Origin of the sequence: Acinetobacter sp. NIPH 298 (genome assembly GCF_000369505.1) — a bacterium.
GTDB lineage: Bacteria > Pseudomonadota > Gammaproteobacteria > Pseudomonadales > Moraxellaceae > Acinetobacter.
Map to the genome: position 1 here is coordinate 341,598 of NZ_KB850053.1, position 19,262 is coordinate 360,859.

The following is a 19,262-nucleotide window of genomic DNA, read 5'->3' on the forward strand; positions in this document are numbered from 1 at the left end:
GGAGCAAAAGCCCCCATTACTCTCGCTCTTCCATCTTTGACTCAATCCACTGATGGATCTCCCAAGCAGACCAACCAATACGCATCTCTGTTAAACGTATAGGCTGGGGAAATGTTGGATCATAATACTTTGATTTCTTATTGATCATCTCATAAATTTTTGATTTGCTCAGAGCAGTAAATTCAACAACATGCTTGATGTTAATGATTTGATTCATCTGAAAAGTTTGACCTGTGAACGCATTCATGATGTTTTCTCCTAATCATCTGAAGCGAGCGGAAATTCGCTCAAATGATTGGGACTGCTGTAATAAAAAACTTGAATCCCATTTCAGTCAATTCAAAGCTTGTACTGACTGTTGTAATCCTTTCTGAATGTCTTGAACATGGGTCTGTTGATGTTGCACTGAATTTGCTTCATCCGTATAAAACTCTTCAACAATATCTAAGCCCTCCTCACCTCCCACCTCAAAATTAGCGTTGCCATAACCTTGCCTTGCCACATGATCTAAAGCCTCCTGATAAAATCCTGCCGCTTTGCTTTGCTCATCAATCTGCTTGGCTGAAATAATCGCATCTTGCAGATTGACTCCATCACGTAAAGTCAGATCCACGTAGTAGATCGGAGTACGATAACTTTGCGTTGTGCTTTTACCTCTTAAAGTCAGTTGCAATGGCAAACACGAAAGTAAATCACCTGAAGCTGCATGGTAGTAACGTAGTCGTGCTGCCAAAGTTCGGATGCTGTTAAAGCCTGAGGTTCTAAAGATGAAAGTACCCAACTCATCAGACTCATCCAAATTGACGTAGAGTCTGCTATAAGGCTTGCACTGCCCACCTTGTGCTAAAGAGCATAAATCAGGTGATGGGCATGGGTGTTGTTCAATGCCATTTTGCCCAAGTCGCTGACAGATTTCTCCATTACCTGAGCAAATCAAACGTCCTGTTTGACGATCAAATAGGCTGTACTCTGCTCGTAAATTCAATTCAGGATCATTAAAGATCATACGGACTGGAATACTTCTCAACTTTTGGTTTTGATTCGGTGCTTTAGCTCGCAGTTGCTCATCCAGTGGATGTTTGACCCATCCATCCTTATTTTGGATTTGGCTGGTAATGGTAAATTGATCATCTTTTTCAGGCAGACGTTTTCCATTCTTTTCTACAATTTTACCAATGCTGATACGACCTAAAACGGGTGGAGTAATTACTAAACCTTTAATCATGATGCTGTCCTCTATATAGATGTTGAAATGGCGTTTAAATTTGGATAAATAAATTTTGGGTATAAAAAATCCCATTCCTATTGAGGTATGGGATCGGGTTGGTTGAGTTAGAATGAATTGTTGATGTCGGTAATATCTGCTTTACCCACCATTTGGATAAATCTGAAAGCGCCTTGTTCCAGCTTTGGTTTGTGGGAACTGTTGCAGAAACTCGGGATGCTGTAGAAGTAAGGCTTTACTGTCTAAGCTGACCGAATCTTTAGATTTCTTCCACGTAACTGAACCCGCCTTAAATATGGCTCGTTCTGAGTCCTGCATCTTGATTTGGATTTGATGCTTCAACTGATCAAAACTGCTCTGGTGTTGCTCCAGCAAATGACGTTGTTGCAGTAATTGCTCAAAGCACTGATTGGCTGTGACATCCTCAGATAGATCGGTAGTGCTGAGTGGTGTGTGGACTGGATATAAAAGTTGTAGTGCTTTGGCTGCTGATTCACTGGCATCCACATCAGGCGGAACATCTTTTTCCACACATTCCCAGAAGTAACGCTCTGCATCCACAATGTATTTAATCACCGTTTCACTACGCGTCACTTTAAAGATTCGGGTTTCATGTCCACAGATCAAGGCACAGATATGCGCTGCCTGTTTGCCTGTCACGGCTAACTGATGTTGTACTTGGCAGAGCACATAAAGCGGCACACCATCTCGCCAGAGTTTTGAACCATATTCCCCTACTGTTTTGCACTCTAAGATTTGAACTTCCTCATTGCCCACAACGGCATAGTCCAAGTTAGCCAACATAAAGTGTTTGTCTTCATCTGGGTGCTGTAGCACTGCATTGACGCGACGGACTTTGTGATTGGTATGCATGCTGTAGTATTGCGCCACCAGAGGTTCCAACTGCTTGCCCCAATATAACGGTGCATGGCCTGCACTTTCGTCCTCAATGCTTTGCTGCATCCGACCTGTCTTGATCATCCACAGTTCCAACATCGACATATAGGGATTGAGTCCACAGGCCGTTGCTGCATCACTACTGCCAATGCCCTGTTTTCTGACTTCTAGCCATTGTTGGTAATTCAGCTTTTTGGTGTTGGCAAGACGTTTAGCTGCGGGCAGTTGACTGGTTTTCTTTGGCGTTTTCTTGGTTCGTGTGCCCACCTCAACCTTATGCTCAGTTTCAATCTTGATGGGATACGGTTGTAAGGGTGGATGATTTAAAGTGTTCTGAATATGAGTATGGCTATTCATAATAAATATTCCTATATTGGTAAAATCGTAAAAGCTGAATTTCGGGCATAAAAAAAGCCACGTCGGGGGTGACGTGGCGAAAAGGGTTTTGCTGCTTGATGTTTTACCTAAAAGTTAAATTAAAATAGAGAGCTTAAATAAAGCTGAAGAAATAATGGGTCTGTTTAAACCACCATTCTTAAAGCTTGTTCCAAACCTCGCTGTTTAATCGCTGCACCTGCCCCAAACCAAGCTGAGTCGAGTCGGTGATCCGTACTCATAGCCCGACGTTCATGATCACAGAACTCGGTGATTGAGCAAAGCAAGCCATAGGCTGTATCTTTGGCTGAACTGAGTTCTGCTCCACGCCCATGTCCGTTAAACATGGTCATCACTTTAGACATGGCTCGTCCATTCGGTTCAGTTTTATTGTCTGATCTGGATGGCTGAGATTGCTTAGGCATCGCTGCATTTCGATAAAACTGAATGATGCTTTCATCCTGTTCTGCCATACTCAGACTGGTATTGTTAAATACAGCATCAAAGTAAGCGGCTGCTTCTTGTTGAGTCACCTTACGCTGACTGAGTTGCTTCATTTCATACATGTGTTCATCCCACGCACGAACTGAGATACCAAGTTGCTGTTTGACTTTCTCAGCATCGAATCGAATGCTGTGCGGAACTTTGACGACGCCTGCACTCCCTTGCTGACCACGTAAAGCGATTGCCAAGGTGTTATTACATACCACACGGATACTGGTGAATTGGGCGGTAGTTGCCAGAGTTCCATCACACGCGGTTGCCAATAAAATGTAGCCATTACTGACATCCTTACCCTTAAGTGCTGCGCTCTGTCCAGTCTTCGCCAACGCCCAGAATTTCTTGCCACCTTTGAGCACGCCTGCGGTTTCTAACTCAAAGCCAGATTGTTCAGTCAGGTCTCGATAGAACTCCAGAATTTCCATCGGCTGGACTTCTTGAAAGCGCTGGCTCACCACAGATAACGGTGCATGGGTATCGGAACGGTATAAAACGCGCTGCTCTTCAAAGGGCATAATGATGTTTTGTCCTCTATGGTTCTGTGCCATATAACTGACATCTGATGATTCAATCTGCCAGTCCATCCCTGCCTGCTGTGCCCAAACGTGTAGGGGTTGATTTGGTGTGAGTTGATTGCCTAGGCCATGCCAAGGGGTTTGTCCTGTGAATGCCATTGTTTCAACTAAATGTGCCATAAGATATGTCCTTTAATGCTATTGTTAAATGCGTGCTCAGTATTTAGCTGTGCTGATGTTGGATCGGGTTTGATCTGCCAGCACTAAAATCACGCCACCCAAAGCAGCACCAGCAACCCCACCAATCAGCGGTGAGAAACCCATCGACTTAGCTAAGCTCATGCCTAGCACGGCCAGAGTGGTGGGCGCACTGGCAAGGCTCAGTTGCAAAGGTTGGGCTTCACGAAAGCGCGGGTTATAAATTTCTTCCTCGTTATCCAGATACGACATGGTGTTTCTCCAATGTTTGAAATGACTGTTTAAAACGCCATTGCAGACCTTATTAGGACACTGCTTGGCGTTACTTCATTTCAGTAATATGTATTTGAAATAATTTGGAATCATATGCTTGTTCATTTTTTACTGAGTTGTACAAAACATCAGGACAAATCGAATTGACCTATGAAATCGTTATGATTATTATGAGCTTGCTGACCTACATCGTCAGTCGGTTTTAGCAGACCGTTGATCCGGACAAAAAATAGTTTCGACTATTTTTTGGGAACTCTCTCGTCCCCCTTTTTTCTTTATGGTAGGACGGAAGGGGGACACCTCCGGGTGTGCTGGTTCCTTGGATCCCAGTCTGCTAACCCCTTTTCGTTCTGCCACCATTATTTAGCAGTGATGCGGTAGAACTTCTTAATTCCAAGGAGTCAATCATGACTGTTTTTTATATTTCTAAATATCCTTCGCCCTTACCTTCTTATTATGGCTCGTCGCCACATACGACAGGTCATTTAACAGACTAAAACGATCTGCATCACAACACCTTTGTCGCTGACCAGGCATTTACTTTTCTAATTCTTCAATGAAATTAAGTCATTGATGTACTGCCATGCCTGAAATGTAGCAATGCTGTCTGTCTGCACGTCGTCCTAAAAATCAATAAACAACAATAATCAGGATTTAATTTTTATGAACAACCGAATCAAAGCATTTTTACAATGCAGTGCTGTCACAGCCTGCTTATCCATCACCTCACTTTGTCATGCTGATATGAATAAAGTCATGTCACTCATTAATGAGCCTTCCTCAGCTCCAACAATTAAACGTTGCGAAGGCAATGTAAATTGCAATGCCTTCGTCGCGATTAGCAGAGAATGGCAAATTATTCCTAAAGATGATCGATTACGTTATTACATCTATAGCGGTGATCTGAATGCCCTTATTCGAGAAGGTAAGGATTTAAAGGAACAGAAGTTAATTGATATTGATGACTTTGCTTATCAGGTCTTTGATTATCATGCCGAGAATATTAATGACAGATGGTTGTACATCAAAGGTATAGCTGTTCTGAAGTACGTCCAACGTACCCAGTTTGGTTCTCAGTAACCAAGCAATCTTTGTACCTTCCATTCTCGAATTAAAAGGAAATTCTGTCATGAAACAGATCTTCATTACGGCTGTCATTTTAGCGACTCTAATAGGCTGCAATAAGACACCTGAACCGTCCTCGCCAGATATTACTAGCGAATCAACCAATACTCCTACCCAAGATGATTCCAAGCAGCAACTGAAAGAGCAGGAAGCCGAAGCTGCTGCCATTGCCCATGATCGTTATGATCCAGACAGTATTTATACAGATGCGGATAATACTGATATTCCCCCACCTCAACTTAAGCGTGAACTGCTACCGAGTGAGGCTTTGGAAGTTAAGTTCCGTCCTATTGGTTCTCCTCCAAACTTTATTGTGGTCACACAAACCATTTATGACACTACTCGTTTGAAAGTGGTCTCTGAAGTGAACGATGTTATTGATAAAGTCGAAATGGACAACCCAAACTGTAAAGTCGTTGGTGTAGAGCCTTATACAACTAAATTTCCAAGTGTGTCCTATTACGGGGCTATATTTAAACTTGTTTTAAAGGGCTGTACTGCCGAAGAAATCAAAGAAGTTTATCTGTATACCACGCATGGCAAGCTTACTTATCAAGCCATCGTCGAGGAATGATTGCTTTAAAAAAAACACAACCCATTAATACCCTATCCTCTGTTTAAGCTCACCCTCTTATTGAATCAGCGCAAAATATTCAAAAATCCAAATGAGTAAGAACAGAGGAGCATTTCTAGGAGTAAAGCATGTCATTCACTAAACTCATGCTCCCTTTTATCTTTTCAATCGCGATGCTGACTGCTTGTAGTCCTGCACAAGATACGGCAAAAAAACCAGCTCAAACTGAAGTATCTGAACTTGATCCAGATACTCAGAAAATCATGCAAACGGATTTAAGTGAACAAACACAAAATGATGAAATACCAATATCAACAGAACCAGAGCTAAGCCCAGAGTCCGATGAGATGATTGAAGCTTTAACTCACGAGCAACCTCAAGAACAATTTGATATCCGCGTGTATCGTGCAGAATCGATAGGTTCAATGACAGGCTATATCGATAAAGTTGACATCATTTCACTCAATGACCAACCCACTACCATTACTGGCATTCAAATCAATCGTGGAAACTGTGGTATCACACGCATGTACGATTACCAGAATATGCGCTATGGCTCAGTGGCTTTAGCTTATCCACGTTGTAAAGTGGAATATATTCGTGAAATCAGTATCAGTACCATTAGAGGTACTGATACTTATCAAGTTGACTAAATGAAATAACCATAGCCCCCGATTAATAGTCAATATCCTATGCAAATAATCATATAAAAGCTCTCAACTCTCAAATTGTTTAGATCGTGCTCGCTCTAGAACGATTAAGTATTCAAACTTATGTACAAGATCTTGAAAAACACTAACAAATCGTTTAATTATTAATCTTGTTTTTAAATATGTGAAGCAAGTCAATTGGATAGATTTAGAGAAATTTTTAGATCGGCAGAGCATAAACGCTCACTATGGCTCATCGCTATTAGCGGGCTTTTATTAGCTATTGCATTAAAAACTGGATATACAAATCTTTTAGAATTTTTATTTAACTTAGCAGTATCAATAAGCTACTGGGAAACAATATTTTTTATCCCTATATTTACACTTTTAGTAAATGTCGCTGGTGATTTAAAATTAAATCCTCTTGTTATTGATTTATGTGTCTTCTTTTCAAAATTTTTAGTGAAATCCATTTATGCATTTGTAGGTTTTTGTACCGCAATGTTATTGGCAAATTTAATTTTTGGACAAATAAATAATATAGCTTTTTTTGCAATCGTGGGGTTTACAAGCTACCTTGTTGCAATAGCTGTACACTGGATTATATTAGATCTAGACTCACAATCAAGAGATTTATGTACTGAAACCTACTGTTAGTTTACTAGCAATTAAGTAAGAGAGTCCACAGAGGTTCTCTCTTACTTTTATATATAAATATACATCTAAATCAATACATTAAATAAATCTTTTTAATAAACTATTTTGACCGTATTTCCCTTGAACACAAGGGGTGAGTTTCCGAATCAAAGAAAAACAATTCTAATCCACCTGTTTTTCTAAATAAACGTGCTTCAAAAAACTTAACAGCTTTCTCCTTTTCGTATAGAGACAAACCAGAATAAATAGATATTGCCACATATTTTAAATTTTCATTTTGAAGAATAGCATCAACTAAATGTTGATCATATATTGGATCAAGACCTTGACCTATCACAACTAAGCCATCTTTGACTTTAGACAATTCTTTATAACAAAAATTTAAATAGCTATTTGATTCTATTTTTCTCAGTTTATATTCACTGGTTCCTTCAGTGATAAACAATGGTAAAAGAGTACTTAACTCTGAAAACTTATAGCTATCTATCTCTGGCAAACCACTTGAGGCACCTAGTATTTTATTAACCTCTAATGTAAGGTTAGTTTGGAGGTGTAATGCGCCATGCAAATAATAGAATGCTGTTACCCTAGCTGGATAATAAATACCTACATCTCTAGAATTAAATGTATTTTTATTCCAAAAAAAATCGACTTGTTTGTTAAGTGAAATTGTATTGTATACACTCCAATAAGGAATCAAGTCATAACAGGTTGTAAATACTTTTCTAAAATTAATTAATTCTTTTCCAATAAATTCTATATTCAGATTCGAAAAAGGGATATGTGTTGCATGCACTGTATTAAAAAGATTTTTTCTTAAATTATCATATAAATCCAATATTTCAGTAATATCCTCCCCTAAAGAATCCTTTACTATGGCAGTAGTTAGTAAAGCTTTCAATACCTCTTCAAAGTTAGTAGTCTTTAAATCATCAAATATTTTTACAACTGCTTTTTTTAAAATAGGTTCAACGCCATACTCTTTAGAAAAGCTTAAAAGTGAAGTGTAAGAGTAACTCCCCCAAATATTACAGCTAAACCCATTACCCAACAATAGGTTATCCCAAACATATTCTTTACTTAGAATTTCTTGCCAACTTAGAATCATAGTAGTTAATCAAAATCAATTAAACCAACTACCATGATACAACAAAATAACACAAAATCATCATTTTTTAAAATGACAGCTCTATATCAAGTATTTTAATTACTAGAATCAATAGTAAATTCCACCAAATCTTGTATAAATAATACTTTTGTAAAAGTTATTTTATGCTTTTTATTATCTTTTTTAAAAATTTTAACATCCCCAGCTTTAATGTTTTCATATTTAACATTTTCATTACTATCTGGAAACCTAATATATATTGATGCTTTATTCCCATAAAAAACCTTATCCAAGGTCATACTAATATCTAACCCATTATCTATATAAGCAGTACCAACACTTAAATTATGCTTATACTCCACCCCCATAGCGCTATCTTTTAACATAGACCTTAAGTTTTTTATCTCTTCTTGCATCTGTAAATTTTTAGATACAATAATCGAAGGTACTACTTTCCCCTCTTTTTCCAACCATAATTTATACTCACTGTTTTCAGCCTGTAACTTTTCAATATCTTTTTGTAGAATCTCAACTTTCACTTTATATTCTTCTGTAACACTTTTTTGTGTTTCTAACTGACTTTTAACATCTGAAAGTTTTCTATCTTCTAAAACAAATGTTGAAATCCCCCATGTAAATGTCATTACCAATACTGTATGACCTATTATTGATTTTAAAGGGTTATCTTCAAACCAATTACTCATCTTTCATATCCTAAAAGCAATACATTCTATATCACTTTGAGATTATTTAACCTATGCTTGCTTAAATTTCTTCTTATCTAAATTCAAATATTAACTTACAGCATGTACATTCATTAGATTTATTAATATTACATAGGATGTGCAATGCTCTAATACATTACACATCTTTCTTATCAAGTTCTTTTATTCAGCTTTAACTTTCCTACGCTTATTGATCTTATACTGTCCTTTACCAAAGCTACGTATATCCTTAATTCTAGCTCGAAGATGTTGGTTATCTTTCTCAGGATTCACCAAATACATAGCTGCATTGATTGCGTTCTGAATTTGCTCAGGCTTATTCCTATGAATCATACCAATACCCAATTTTCCCTTTTTTTGAAATTGCTCTTTGTACTCTGGAGAATTAGAGATAAAGTAATAGCCTTTATTAGCCGTAATCTCACTCCAACACTGCCCAACTTGTATAGCCATCCCAAAATCTTTTTGATGTTTATGACCATCGTAGATTAGTAGAAGATGACAGTGATAACCCTTCTGCGCCCCATGCTCTAAAGCCCATGCGTAACCTTGTAGACCTTTAAAGCAAGTATCTTGATTCTGCACTCTATTTATAAAAGTGCGTAGATAGGCATTAAACTGCTCAATATCTACAGCATGCTGATGTTTTAGCTCGATACTCAAATCTATACGAATGAATAATAGTTTGGCGTAATGCTGAGTTAGTTTTTGTAGATATTCACGAAGACTACGCTGATTACGTTTTTCTTGAGCCTTTAATTGGATGATCTCAAGTGCAATATTCAACTTACCCTCTCTTAAATGCTCTAACAATAAAGCTATTTGTCTATGAGTAAGATGCCTTACAGCAGAAATAGGTTGACCATTCAACATTTCATCAATAGCTTTCATCAAAAAATGAAAGGTCTCAATACCTTGAGCATATTTTAAGTGGGATTTATAAATTGCCTTAAATTGAGGAATGAATTCCATTAAACCATCTTTAAAACCTGGCTCAGTATAGCTCTCATACGACATAGAGATAATGAATTTTTCTATCTCAACTAATACTTTAGATTCATTAAGAGTAGGAATAGATTTATTCATTGATTTTTCCTAGTTTGTGTTGAAGTACATATAACTAGGAAGCTATTTAAATTTTACATAATTTTCTTCTGCCATGTAATGAGTTTATTATCCACAATCAATTATGAACTAAAATCAATAGAGCAATGCTAACTAAAATATTAAAGAGATATATTTATTATATTAATAACCCAGTAAACTTTATGAATTAAAAGACTGTAGTACACGGGAACTTTAATTGTATGCATTCCCATAATCATATAAGTATTTAATGAAATTTAAAGCTAAAGTTACGCTTTCATTAATTTACACACTTATGTCTGGCTAAAGATGAGCTTGAGGATTTATGTTATTTAATCTTCTTTTTCTTCGCAACAGCAATACTACTTTTCATCAAAATTCCAGTATTTGTTTCTTTAAAACTTTCTAAAAAGCCTTCTTCAAAAATACTACGACTTAAAAAAGTAGGTATAATTTTTTGTATAACTTCAGATTTTCTTTGACTATTGGTTGAATCTATCAATAAACTATTTGATGAATACTCTACGTTTTCCGCCATAATTGATTTACCTTGTATTCTATAACTTTTCATCTTTTGACTTTCTTTAAGTCCTAATTTTGAAGAAGCTTTGTTCTTTATAAAGACGCTCCATTGATCATTTAACTGTTGAATTACCAAGTCTTCTGAGGTAAATACACGCTCATCAAACACAATGAACACATCAGCATAGAAATGTTGTTCGTCATTCAGACGCCATAATCCCAAATAACCAGTTTTCCAGAATAAGGGCTTTGATCGTTGTGCATGATGTAAAAATGCCGTCCATATAAGAGTTAATTTTTCTAGAGGAATATGTTCAAATTCAAGGAACACCTCAATTGTTACCCTAAAAATTCGGCAATCCTGTTTCATTAAATGTTGAAACAATGCTATGGCAGTATCTAGTCGTTTTTTATATTTTTTATAGGCTTGAGTTTTTATCGCCAAAATAGATTTTTTATCCAGACTTTCAAATGGCGTTATATATAGCTGCCGTAATTTGGTAATCATCTCATTAACCTGTTCAATAGTTTTTCTATTGATATAAGGGCCTATGAGCTGTTGATTTATATTTCTAAAGCTTGCAGCATTGAATACTTGAGCTAAAAGTGTATACCGAGGGTGATCCAAATCAACAATCTGAACCTGAGCTAACTCTATCAATTGTTGCCCAAGACGAGTTATAGCTCGATTTAAAATTTGCCATGTAAGTTGTTCTTGGTCTGGAGATACACTGAGATCAAATGCCTCAAAACGTGATGTTACTAAGGTCTCAATGAAAACCTCGATACGTATTATTAATTGACGCTTTTTTTCATCAGATTCAATCTCTTGATAGTAATGGCTAATCGCATCTATGTAGCCCTGACTTGTTTTAGGTAAATGGCGTGTAGCCCATATAGTTTTTTGAGCTTTATCAGAAATAGGTGGTATACAAACCTTCGGCAAAGCTTTTGAAAGTTTTTTTAATGCATTTAATTGGCTTTTTTCGATCATGTAACTTTGCTGCTTCTCTCTCTGCTCCTTAACTGTATTGATGTAATAATCGAGATAACCATTAACAACCAAATAGTTTTTTAATTCATCAGGCAAATAGGGTTTGATATGTAAATCAAGGATATAAAAAAAACTTAGTATCCAGTATTTGAATGCCTCGATATTTTTAGTTTGTGATTTTTTAATGAGACCTACTGCAATTTTAGAATAAATTTTTTCAATAACCGTATTCCAGTTCCTAATATCTACATGTAACCCTCCCATATCATGCTGAATTTTTTGCTTTAACACTTCAATTGTATTTTTCTCGGAGAAGTCCTTTGTAGGCTTAAGCATCAAAATACAATGTAAATTCAATCCATCTTTGAAATGAGTCTCGATCTTAGTGATCCCATGTAGAGGAGCAAGCTGAGCCAAAATTATATGTAACTGTTCAATTTGGCGTCTTTTGATTTCTTGAAATTCAACAGCTGAAACTAATAATGATTTGAAGAAGCTCTCAATATAAATATCTAATACCAACACATAAACAGACTTATGTCTTCGTAATAAATTATCAAAAGCCTCCGTCTGTTGACTGAGATCATTAGATGCGTTTTTCTCTAACTCAAACTGTCTTTGAATTCCTTTATCGATTTTATCCCGAACATAAGGGATGATCGGTAATACACTCTTTTTTAGATCGACTTTTGGTAGCTGGTCAATTAGCTTATATGCCTTATATACACTTTGGAAAAATAAATGATTGAACATCTCTGGATGTGGTAATAAATATTGATTCAATCGTAAGTCATTAAATGCATATAAAAGCTCATCATACTGCTTCTTATTTTCTGGATTTTCTAATTTTAACGAAATTGAATCCTCTTCCCATACACCCTCTTTAATCTCTAAGGCAAATTTCTCGAACAGCCTTAAAGCATCTATTGTTTCTTTAAAAATAATACCTTCCCCGAAAGCAGAGCTAGTAGGCCTTGAAGAGGATGAAGGAATTCGATGTTTCATAAGTTTAAAAAAATTATCATTTGAAATTTTTTCTTGAAAATCCATATAAATTCCATTCAAATGCTTTCATAGCAAAGATTTATTTAACTCAATACTACATTATAATTTCCTATTAATCACAGTGATTTTACTTAAAAATCACTGTGATTTTCATATAATAATTAGTAGCTACTATTTAGCAATCACAATTAAGCTGCGAAGAAATGTATAAATTGTTCGAAAGGTCTCCACACTTTTACTGGCAGCTTTCAAAAGTGAATAGGTACTGATCATTTAGGTGTGGTTAATATTTGAGCAAAAAGTCAGGTTGCATACGTAATATATCTTTAATAGATATTTAGTATTAAAAGAGAAGGTCATACAAATTTAGGATAATTTGAGGTTGCAAAAAGACAATTAGTTTTTTCAGCGAGACCAGTAGACTCTGCTAGGTTATAATTGATCAGATCATATAACTTCCATGTTATAGTAAGGCCAATAGCTGTGTGGCTAAGTAAGCACCCTTATACAGTTGGGGGTAAATCTGGGGGTAAAATAAAAAACATAATTTTTAATTTTTATTGATTTTCATAATCTTAAATTCAAAAGTTTATTCCCTCTCTCGCCAAGATTCATTTGTTCATTTTTTCGCTTGTCTTTTTACCCAAATTCGGTAAAATTCACGCCACGTTGCCGGCATAGCTCAGTTGGTAGAGCAACTGACTTGTAATCAGTAGGTCCACAGTTCGAATCCGTGTGCCGGCACCATCAAATTCAAAAAAGGCTTAAACTCGATGAGTTTAAGCCTTTTTTTATGCGCTAGTTTTTAACAGCGCTGATCTGAATATAACGTACTAAACCATCTTGATAGAGTTTTCGACATAACTTGGCCGTCATGCCTATTTTGAATTGAGCCAAATCAAAGGCTTTTTTTTCAGTTCTGCTGAATTCAATATATTCAGCAAATCCAGCTAAAACAGGCACTGAAAAATCCTGAATAACAATATCACCCAAACCATACTGTGCTAAGGTCTGTACGAGTTGTTGCTCATTCACCAAATGCTGCCACTGCACATCGGCACTTTTTAGCAGATAACGATATTGCTGTTTTTGCAGATAACGACAATGCTGCCAAGCATCAGACCACATCAAATAATGAAACGCGATTCGACCTTTTGAATTTAAAACTGAGGTGGCAGAATTGAGAAATGAATTCAAATTACTGTGATAGGCTGCATCGATACAAACCACCGCATCAAATGAATTTAAAAAATTCAGTTGTTTTAAATTCAAAAAAGATTGGCAATAGCTTTCAACCTGCGGCAAGTTTTTTTGAATTTGTTCTATACATGTTGTTTGTAATTCAACCGCACTGAGTTGTTCCACATCATACTCATTAAGCCAATGCAACAAACTCGCCCCTTGCCCACAACCTAGATCTAAAACACGATCTGATTTTTTGAGTTGGACTGAGATTGCTACTTGATCGGCTAAAGTCTGGCAAGCCAGCGGATAATCATGTTGCTGTAAATCCGACTGTGGGGCTTGCCAATACCCTAAATTACTCCAAGCAAGCGGCGAGTCATCACCAAGGCGTTTTGCATCAATCGCATACTTATGCCCTAGGATTTTCTCGAACAGCGCTTGTTTGTGGTTGGTCATCTTAATAACCGAGTTCAGGCGCGACCGTAACTTTAGGTTTAAGCCCAACAAAGGGAGCTGGAGCACCAATAATCTCAGCAATTTTCATCGCAGAGGTGACCGCTGATTCTAAGATTGGCAAACCATCACATGACCATGAACCACAATAAAAGATTTTACGGTCGATATCTAAATGACGTTGTTGAATCTGCTTATTCAGTGCGACGGTTTCTGAGTCAACCACAGCACGCGTCAGCTTCACCTTGGAAATAATTTTCTTTGGATCAATATCAATCACAGGACACCATGTTTGGAACACTGCATTTTTACCAACTAAACTTGGCTCAATTGCATTGATCCAAACCGTGAATTGCTGACGGACAAACTTACGATCCATCATATAACTCAATACCGCCCAATCTTTACGGCGCTCTGGCATCACGATTGGATCGGTATGAATGACGAGATCACCTTGCTCAAATCTGAACTTTTGTAGCAAGGCAATGTCATCGGCAAATTGAGGTTGCTTCAGGAAATTTTCGATGACAGGGGTTGGCGTTGCAATCACTACACGATTAAAAAGCTGGCTTTCACCTTGCTCATTTTCAACCAAGATTTGTTCGCCTTGTTGTTCTACTTTTTGCACAGGTGAACCACTGTGAATTTCAATCCCTTCAATTAAGCGGCTGACCAAAGCAGGTGTACCGCCCTTCATTCGTAACAAAGCTTCACCTTCAGTGAGTTGGCGAATAAATTCTAATAATGGTTTTGCGGGCCACTCACCAATGGTTTTGGGATGACAGGTGCAAATGGTATACAGAACAGGCATCACCGTACCATGCCAAAATACTTCCTCAATATGATATTGATTCATAAATTCAGCTAAAGTGATGTCTTGATTGTCTGATTTAAAGAATTGATGCACCGCAGTTTTGAGTTGCAACATGCCTTTAACCAGTCGCCAACCATATTGTTGGATGCCTTTACGGTTATTAATGATCGGAAAATTACCAATGCGGCTACGCGACGTGGTCAACCATGTTTCAGTTCTGTCTTCAAATAACCAACTGCAGGCCATAAAAGTACGTACTGGGAATGTTTCAATGCCCAAGTAGCTCGCCAAGCTCAGCGTATTTTTCCAAAGCTTTGGGTTCATCACACGTAAAGGTGCGTCAATGATCCCACCATCAAAATCGATACTATGACTATCCATGCCTCGACCAGCAAGTGCTTCGAATATCGTCACTTTATGTCCTGCATCATGTAGGATTCTGGCTGCAGCAAGCCCTGCCATTCCACTGCCTATAATTGCAATATCCAAAATTATGTCCCATCAGTTGATGATTTTTATTGATTATGACTGATCCTTAACCTAAATACGGTATTAAAAAATACCAGATTCAGCATTAAAGTCAGAGTTTTGTCGAAATGTGGTTAATATCTGTTGTTACACTTTATCACAATTAAAATTTTAACCATAAACACATGAAATTATTAAATTTATTATATAAAAACAGCAATAATTATACAGATCCGTCTTTATTTATCCATTTTTTGTACTTGAAAGGCTTTGCAAAGGACAAAAATCGCGCTATTCTGATTAAACAATAACGAGAACTAAGTCACATAACAAGCTGAATAATTATAAGTGACATAATATTAAAAAAATCAATAGAGCACCATTTACACCGAAAGCCCGAGACTCTAATGGAGTTTCGGGCTTTCTTATAGATAACTGATTAATAAATGAATTAACTCGCTATTCCTCCAAATTTACCACGATTAAAATCATTAATCGCTTCCATTATTTCGGCTTTGCTATTCATCACAAATGGGCCATAACCTTCAATTGGCTCATTCAGTGGCTGACCTGTCAAAATCAGGAATTTGCTGTTTTGTTGGGCCTTGATATTAAAATCAATCTCATCACGACTTAAAACCACCAAACTTGGTGCTTCAATCGTTTGAGTTTCATTGAATACCACCTCTCCTGAAAGCAACACAAACAATGCGCTATGCCCTTCCGTCACATAAAAGGTATGTGCTTGACCTTCAACTAAAGTTCCATCCCATACATTAACAGGGCTAAATGTGCTTGCTGCACCTGCCGTATCCTGATATTCACCAGCAATGACGCGTAATTCACTTCCGACATCATCAAGCGCAATACTTTGGATTTGGCTAGCTTCAATGGCTTGATATTTTGCTGGTGTCATTTTTGAATGCGCTGGCAAATTTACCCAGAGTTGTACCATTTCAAATAAACCACCCTGCTGAGCAAACTCAGGAGAATGAAACTCTTGATGCAAGATCCCTGCACCAGCTGTCATCCATTGCACATCGCCCGCTTGAATGGTTCCACCACCACCCGCAGAATCTTTATGTGTCACCTCACCTTGGTAGGCAATAGTGACTGTCTCAAAACCGCGATGTGGATGTGAACCCACACCATGTTGTGCTGTGGTTGGATCAAACCGATATGGCGCAGCATAATCCAAGAGTAAAAATGGACTAATACTTTGTCCTAAACGGTCGTAGGAAAATAAGTTATAGACGGGAAAACCATCGCCGACCCAGTGCATCTGCTTATTTTGATACACACCGAGAATTTTTTTCATTTGGTTTCTCCTGTAAGGTAGAAGTTCTGTTATTAATATAGATTGTACGCTTCAGCGAGGACGGCTTATAGACATAGATTGACAACACATTATTCTATATATGGGACAATCAGATTAATAAAAACCACATGAGTAGCTAGAATCATCAATCATCCTATTTTTGATATTCATAATCTCATTTCTTAGACTTCATTCAACTTATAAATTTAGCTAGCATCATTTTGAGCAATACGAAAAAGAGATCATCTACGCTCTTATTCATTTTACAAAAACATGAGGAATACCACTAATGAGTCAAGACTATATTCGCCTAGACAAAGACAATGCGGCTGTACTACTGGTCGATCATCAAACAGGTTTACTGTCTCTAGTTCGTGATATTGATCCGGATAAATTTAAGAATAATGTATTGGCACTGGCAAATGCCGCGAAATATTTTAATTTACCTACCATTTTAACTACAAGCTTTGAAAATGGTCCAAATGGTCCGTTGGTTCCAGAACTCAAAGAAATATTCCCAGACGCACCTTACATCGCTCGTCCGGGTCAAATTAACGCATGGGACAATGAAGACTTTGTAAAAGCCGTCAAAGCGACAGGTAAAAAGCAATTGATTATTGCAGGTGTCGTCACCGAAGTATGTGTCGCTTTCCCTACGCTTTCAGCACTTGCAGAAGAATTTGAAGTGTTTGTGATTACTGATGCATCGGGGACATTTAATGCCTTAACCCGCGACGCTGCTTGGGATCGTATGTCTAGCGCAGGCGCACAAATGATGACTTGGTTTGGCATGGCGTGTGAATTGCATCGTGACTGGCGTAATGATATCGAAGGTTTAGGTGCATTGTTCTCAAATCATATCCCTGACTATCGCAACCTGATCAATAGTTACAATCAAAACACCTCACAAAAATAAAATGTTCAATAAAGATTAGAATAGTCAATGCTATTCTAATCTTTAACCTTTATAGGATTTCATTTGCCGTGATGAACTCATTTGATGACTTTTACTATTTCTATCTCGTGGTAAAACATGGCGGCTTTAGTGCAGCCAGTGAAGCGGAAAATATCAGCAAATCCAAACTGAGTCGACGTATTATTGATCTAGAAAATAAGTTCAATGTAAGTCTGATTCAAAGAACTACACGGCATTTTAAAGTCACCGAACTCGGACAAGAGTTTTATGAAGAGTGTTGCAAGGTGATTGCTCAAGTTGAATGTGCTGAAAATGTATTGCTCAAACAAAAAAGTGAACCTCAAGGTTTGGTCAAAATTAGCTGTCCGCCTTTAATGATGCATTTTCAAGTACGCAAGTTATTGAATCAATTTTTAAAAAACCATCCCAAAGTTGAAATCTCCTTAGAACTCACCAGCCGCCGTGTCGACGTATTACATGATGATATTGATATCGCGATCCGAACCAACTTTGAACCCACTGAAGATTCAAGCCTGATTGTTCGTGATGTGATCCGCACTGAACATTGTTTGGTTGCAGCCCCCGAATTATTACAAGGCAAACAGATCCAACATTATTCAGAATTACAAGATTACCCGAGTGTCGCTTTGGGCATTCAGAAAAATCAATATGTTTGGCACTTATGCAGCGTGAATCGTGATGAAACGGTTGATGTTCCTTATTCACCTCGAGTAAAAAGTAATGATTTAGCTGGCGTGTATTATGCGGTAAGTGATGGCATCGGCATCGCAGACCTACCCTATTTAACCGTGCAAGCCGATATTGAGAAGGGCAAACTAATTCATATTCTCCCTGAATGGAAATCCAATCGAGGAACGGTTCAGTTGGTCTATGCGTCACGAAAAGGACAACGCTTGGTGGTTGAAAAGCTTATCGACACGTTAATCGATGGACTTCGTCAACTGGCAGAAACAGACAGCGGTTATAGCCTATAGTTTAAAAAATAGGAAATTATTGCTTCTACGCCATAACTAAAACAAAAAAGGCATAAAACTCAGTTTTATGCCTTTTTAATATTTCTAAGCTTGCGATTTAAAATGGTAAATCATCATCTAAATCAGCAGGTGCTGTCGCAGCAGGTTGTGGTGCAGATTTTGGTGTATTAAAACCATTACCCGCTTGTGGATTGCCCGCATAATTGCCTTGACCCTGGCCACCTTGGTTATTGTTGTTATAACCTGTATTTTGGTAACCACCACCTTGATTATTATTGTTATTAAAACGTGGTTGGTTGAAATCGCCACCGCTTTGTTCACTACTTTGCTGACGTGAATCCAACATTTGCATTTGATCGCCACGAATTTCTGTGGTGTAACGCTCTTGACCATTTTGGTCTGTCCATTGGCGGGTACGCAATGAACCTTCGATGTACACTTTTGAGCCTTTGCGCAAATATTGCTGCGCGATTTCACCTAAACGGTTATGCAATACAATACGATGCCACTCAGTCTGTTCTTTACGTTCGCCCGTACTTTTATCTGTCCACGATTCACTTGTTGCAATCGAGAACTGTGTGAGCGAGCCACCATTTGGAAAAGTTTTTGTTTCAGGATCTTTACCCAAAGTACCGACTAAAATTACTTTATTCACACCACGCATTAGCTGTCATCATCCTATG

Annotated in this window: 19 protein-coding genes and 1 tRNA gene; 7 read left to right on the plus strand and 13 right to left on the minus strand. The window is 37.6% G+C overall.

Features of this window, described 5'->3' with window-relative positions; genetic code table 11:
- Positions 1 to 16: 16 nt before the first annotated feature.
- From F903_RS01530 to F903_RS01550, 5 genes are all read right to left on the minus strand, one after another.
- On the minus strand, positions 17 to 247 hold the full coding sequence (locus F903_RS01530) for a helix-turn-helix transcriptional regulator (protein ID WP_005193972.1): 231 nt from the start codon (positions 245 to 247) through the stop codon (positions 17 to 19).
- An 87-nt stretch (positions 248 to 334) separates the two neighbouring features.
- Positions 335 to 1,225: a recombination directionality factor gene (locus F903_RS01535; RefSeq protein ID WP_005193973.1), complete on the minus strand. Its 891-nt coding sequence runs from the start codon at positions 1,223 to 1,225 to the stop codon at positions 335 to 337.
- Between the two features lie 141 nt (positions 1,226 to 1,366).
- On the minus strand, positions 1,367 to 2,479 hold the full coding sequence (locus F903_RS01540; protein ID WP_005193974.1) for a YqaJ viral recombinase family nuclease: 1,113 nt from the start codon (positions 2,477 to 2,479) through the stop codon (positions 1,367 to 1,369).
- 164 nt (positions 2,480 to 2,643) lie between these two features.
- Positions 2,644 to 3,693 (minus strand): DUF932 domain-containing protein, encoded by a 1,050-nt coding sequence (locus tag F903_RS01545; protein WP_005193975.1) that lies wholly within the window; start codon positions 3,691 to 3,693, stop codon positions 2,644 to 2,646.
- Positions 3,694 to 3,729: 36 nt separating this feature from the next.
- Positions 3,730 to 3,963: a hypothetical protein gene (locus tag F903_RS01550; RefSeq protein WP_005193976.1), complete on the minus strand. Its 234-nt coding sequence runs from the start codon at positions 3,961 to 3,963 to the stop codon at positions 3,730 to 3,732.
- Positions 3,964 to 4,647: 684 nt separating this feature from the next.
- Here F903_RS01550 and F903_RS01555 point away from each other — a divergent pair.
- From F903_RS01555 to F903_RS01570, 4 genes are all read left to right on the plus strand, one after another.
- Positions 4,648 to 5,064 carry a hypothetical protein gene (locus tag F903_RS01555; protein WP_005193979.1) on the plus strand — a complete coding sequence of 139 codons (417 nt, stop codon included), beginning with the start codon at positions 4,648 to 4,650 and terminating at the stop codon, positions 5,062 to 5,064.
- Between the two features lie 49 nt (positions 5,065 to 5,113).
- Positions 5,114 to 5,683 carry a hypothetical protein gene (locus F903_RS01560; RefSeq protein ID WP_005193980.1) on the plus strand — a complete coding sequence of 190 codons (570 nt, stop codon included), beginning with the start codon at positions 5,114 to 5,116 and terminating at the stop codon, positions 5,681 to 5,683.
- Between the two features lie 128 nt (positions 5,684 to 5,811).
- A complete protein-coding gene (locus F903_RS01565; protein WP_005193981.1) occupies positions 5,812 to 6,336 on the plus strand; it encodes a hypothetical protein in 525 nt (174 codons plus the stop codon).
- A gap of 195 nt (positions 6,337 to 6,531) precedes the next feature.
- Complete coding sequence (locus F903_RS01570) at positions 6,532 to 6,990, plus strand: hypothetical protein (protein WP_034594669.1); 459 nt, start codon at positions 6,532 to 6,534, stop codon at positions 6,988 to 6,990.
- 100 nt (positions 6,991 to 7,090) lie between these two features.
- Here the strand turns inward: F903_RS01570 and F903_RS01575 are convergent, their stop codons facing one another.
- From F903_RS01575 to F903_RS01590, 4 genes are all read right to left on the minus strand, one after another.
- Positions 7,091 to 8,098 carry a DUF4917 family protein gene (locus tag F903_RS01575; protein WP_005193987.1) on the minus strand — a complete coding sequence of 336 codons (1,008 nt, stop codon included), beginning with the start codon at positions 8,096 to 8,098 and terminating at the stop codon, positions 7,091 to 7,093.
- A gap of 95 nt (positions 8,099 to 8,193) precedes the next feature.
- Positions 8,194 to 8,802, minus strand: a complete 609-nt coding sequence (locus F903_RS01580; RefSeq protein ID WP_005193990.1) for a hypothetical protein — start codon at positions 8,800 to 8,802, stop codon at positions 8,194 to 8,196.
- 183 nt (positions 8,803 to 8,985) lie between these two features.
- On the minus strand, positions 8,986 to 9,909 hold the full coding sequence (locus tag F903_RS01585; RefSeq protein ID WP_005193991.1) for a YagK/YfjJ domain-containing protein: 924 nt from the start codon (positions 9,907 to 9,909) through the stop codon (positions 8,986 to 8,988).
- Between the two features lie 328 nt (positions 9,910 to 10,237).
- Positions 10,238 to 12,475: a hypothetical protein gene (locus tag F903_RS01590; protein ID WP_005193993.1), complete on the minus strand. Its 2,238-nt coding sequence runs from the start codon at positions 12,473 to 12,475 to the stop codon at positions 10,238 to 10,240.
- A 626-nt stretch (positions 12,476 to 13,101) separates the two neighbouring features.
- Between F903_RS01590 and F903_RS01595 the strand changes: the two genes are divergently transcribed.
- A tRNA-Thr gene (locus F903_RS01595) sits at positions 13,102 to 13,177 on the plus strand.
- Between the two features lie 51 nt (positions 13,178 to 13,228).
- Here F903_RS01595 and F903_RS01600 read toward each other — a convergent pair.
- The 3 genes from F903_RS01600 to F903_RS01610 form a co-directional block, all read right to left on the minus strand.
- Positions 13,229 to 14,071, minus strand: a complete 843-nt coding sequence (locus tag F903_RS01600) for an SAM-dependent methyltransferase (RefSeq protein ID WP_005193996.1) — start codon at positions 14,069 to 14,071, stop codon at positions 13,229 to 13,231.
- Position 14,072: 1 nt separating this feature from the next.
- A complete protein-coding gene (locus F903_RS01605) occupies positions 14,073 to 15,371 on the minus strand; it encodes an FAD-dependent oxidoreductase (protein ID WP_034594671.1) in 1,299 nt (432 codons plus the stop codon).
- A gap of 430 nt (positions 15,372 to 15,801) precedes the next feature.
- Positions 15,802 to 16,668 (minus strand): pirin family protein, encoded by an 867-nt coding sequence (locus tag F903_RS01610; protein WP_005194000.1) that lies wholly within the window; start codon positions 16,666 to 16,668, stop codon positions 15,802 to 15,804.
- A gap of 289 nt (positions 16,669 to 16,957) precedes the next feature.
- Here F903_RS01610 and ycaC point away from each other — a divergent pair, with 289 nt between their 5' ends.
- Both ycaC and F903_RS01620 read left to right on the plus strand, forming a co-directional pair.
- Positions 16,958 to 17,584 (plus strand): isochorismate family cysteine hydrolase YcaC, encoded by a 627-nt coding sequence (gene ycaC, locus F903_RS01615; protein WP_005194002.1) that lies wholly within the window; start codon positions 16,958 to 16,960, stop codon positions 17,582 to 17,584.
- A gap of 71 nt (positions 17,585 to 17,655) precedes the next feature.
- Positions 17,656 to 18,579, plus strand: a complete 924-nt coding sequence (locus tag F903_RS01620; protein WP_005194004.1) for a LysR substrate-binding domain-containing protein — start codon at positions 17,656 to 17,658, stop codon at positions 18,577 to 18,579.
- A gap of 97 nt (positions 18,580 to 18,676) precedes the next feature.
- On the opposite strand, the gene ssb is transcribed toward F903_RS01620, so the two are convergent.
- Positions 18,677 to 19,243, minus strand: a complete 567-nt coding sequence (gene ssb / locus F903_RS01625) for a single-stranded DNA-binding protein (protein ID WP_004673380.1) — start codon at positions 19,241 to 19,243, stop codon at positions 18,677 to 18,679.
- Between the last annotated feature and the right edge of the window lie 19 nt (positions 19,244 to 19,262).

What these genes read in the sequence shown, in the direction of transcription:
- F903_RS01530 (WP_005193972.1), bottom strand. Translation starts at nt 247, where the DNA reads ATGAATGCGTTCACAGGTCAAACTTTTCAGATGAATCAAATCATTAAC.
- F903_RS01535 (WP_005193973.1), bottom strand. Translation starts at nt 1,225, where the DNA reads ATGATTAAAGGTTTAGTAATTACTCCACCCGTTTTAGGTCGTATCAGC.
- F903_RS01540 (WP_005193974.1), bottom strand. Translation starts at nt 2,479, where the DNA reads ATGAATAGCCATACTCATATTCAGAACACTTTAAATCATCCACCCTTA.
- F903_RS01545 (WP_005193975.1), bottom strand. Translation starts at nt 3,693, where the DNA reads ATGGCACATTTAGTTGAAACAATGGCATTCACAGGACAAACCCCTTGG.
- F903_RS01550 (WP_005193976.1), bottom strand. Translation starts at nt 3,963, where the DNA reads ATGTCGTATCTGGATAACGAGGAAGAAATTTATAACCCGCGCTTTCGT.
- F903_RS01555 (WP_005193979.1), top strand. Translation starts at nt 4,648, where the DNA reads ATGAACAACCGAATCAAAGCATTTTTACAATGCAGTGCTGTCACAGCC.
- F903_RS01560 (WP_005193980.1), top strand. Translation starts at nt 5,114, where the DNA reads ATGAAACAGATCTTCATTACGGCTGTCATTTTAGCGACTCTAATAGGC.
- F903_RS01565 (WP_005193981.1), top strand. Translation starts at nt 5,812, where the DNA reads ATGTCATTCACTAAACTCATGCTCCCTTTTATCTTTTCAATCGCGATG.
- F903_RS01575 (WP_005193987.1), bottom strand. Translation starts at nt 8,098, where the DNA reads ATGATTCTAAGTTGGCAAGAAATTCTAAGTAAAGAATATGTTTGGGAT.
- F903_RS01580 (WP_005193990.1), bottom strand. Translation starts at nt 8,802, where the DNA reads ATGAGTAATTGGTTTGAAGATAACCCTTTAAAATCAATAATAGGTCAT.
- F903_RS01585 (WP_005193991.1), bottom strand. Translation starts at nt 9,909, where the DNA reads ATGAATAAATCTATTCCTACTCTTAATGAATCTAAAGTATTAGTTGAG.
- F903_RS01590 (WP_005193993.1), bottom strand. Translation starts at nt 12,475, where the DNA reads ATGGATTTTCAAGAAAAAATTTCAAATGATAATTTTTTTAAACTTATG.
- F903_RS01600 (WP_005193996.1), bottom strand. Translation starts at nt 14,071, where the DNA reads ATGACCAACCACAAACAAGCGCTGTTCGAGAAAATCCTAGGGCATAAG.
- F903_RS01610 (WP_005194000.1), bottom strand. Translation starts at nt 16,668, where the DNA reads ATGAAAAAAATTCTCGGTGTGTATCAAAATAAGCAGATGCACTGGGTC.
- ycaC (WP_005194002.1), top strand. Translation starts at nt 16,958, where the DNA reads ATGAGTCAAGACTATATTCGCCTAGACAAAGACAATGCGGCTGTACTA.
- F903_RS01620 (WP_005194004.1), top strand. Translation starts at nt 17,656, where the DNA reads ATGAACTCATTTGATGACTTTTACTATTTCTATCTCGTGGTAAAACAT.
- ssb (WP_004673380.1), bottom strand. Translation starts at nt 19,243, where the DNA reads ATGCGTGGTGTGAATAAAGTAATTTTAGTCGGTACTTTGGGTAAAGAT.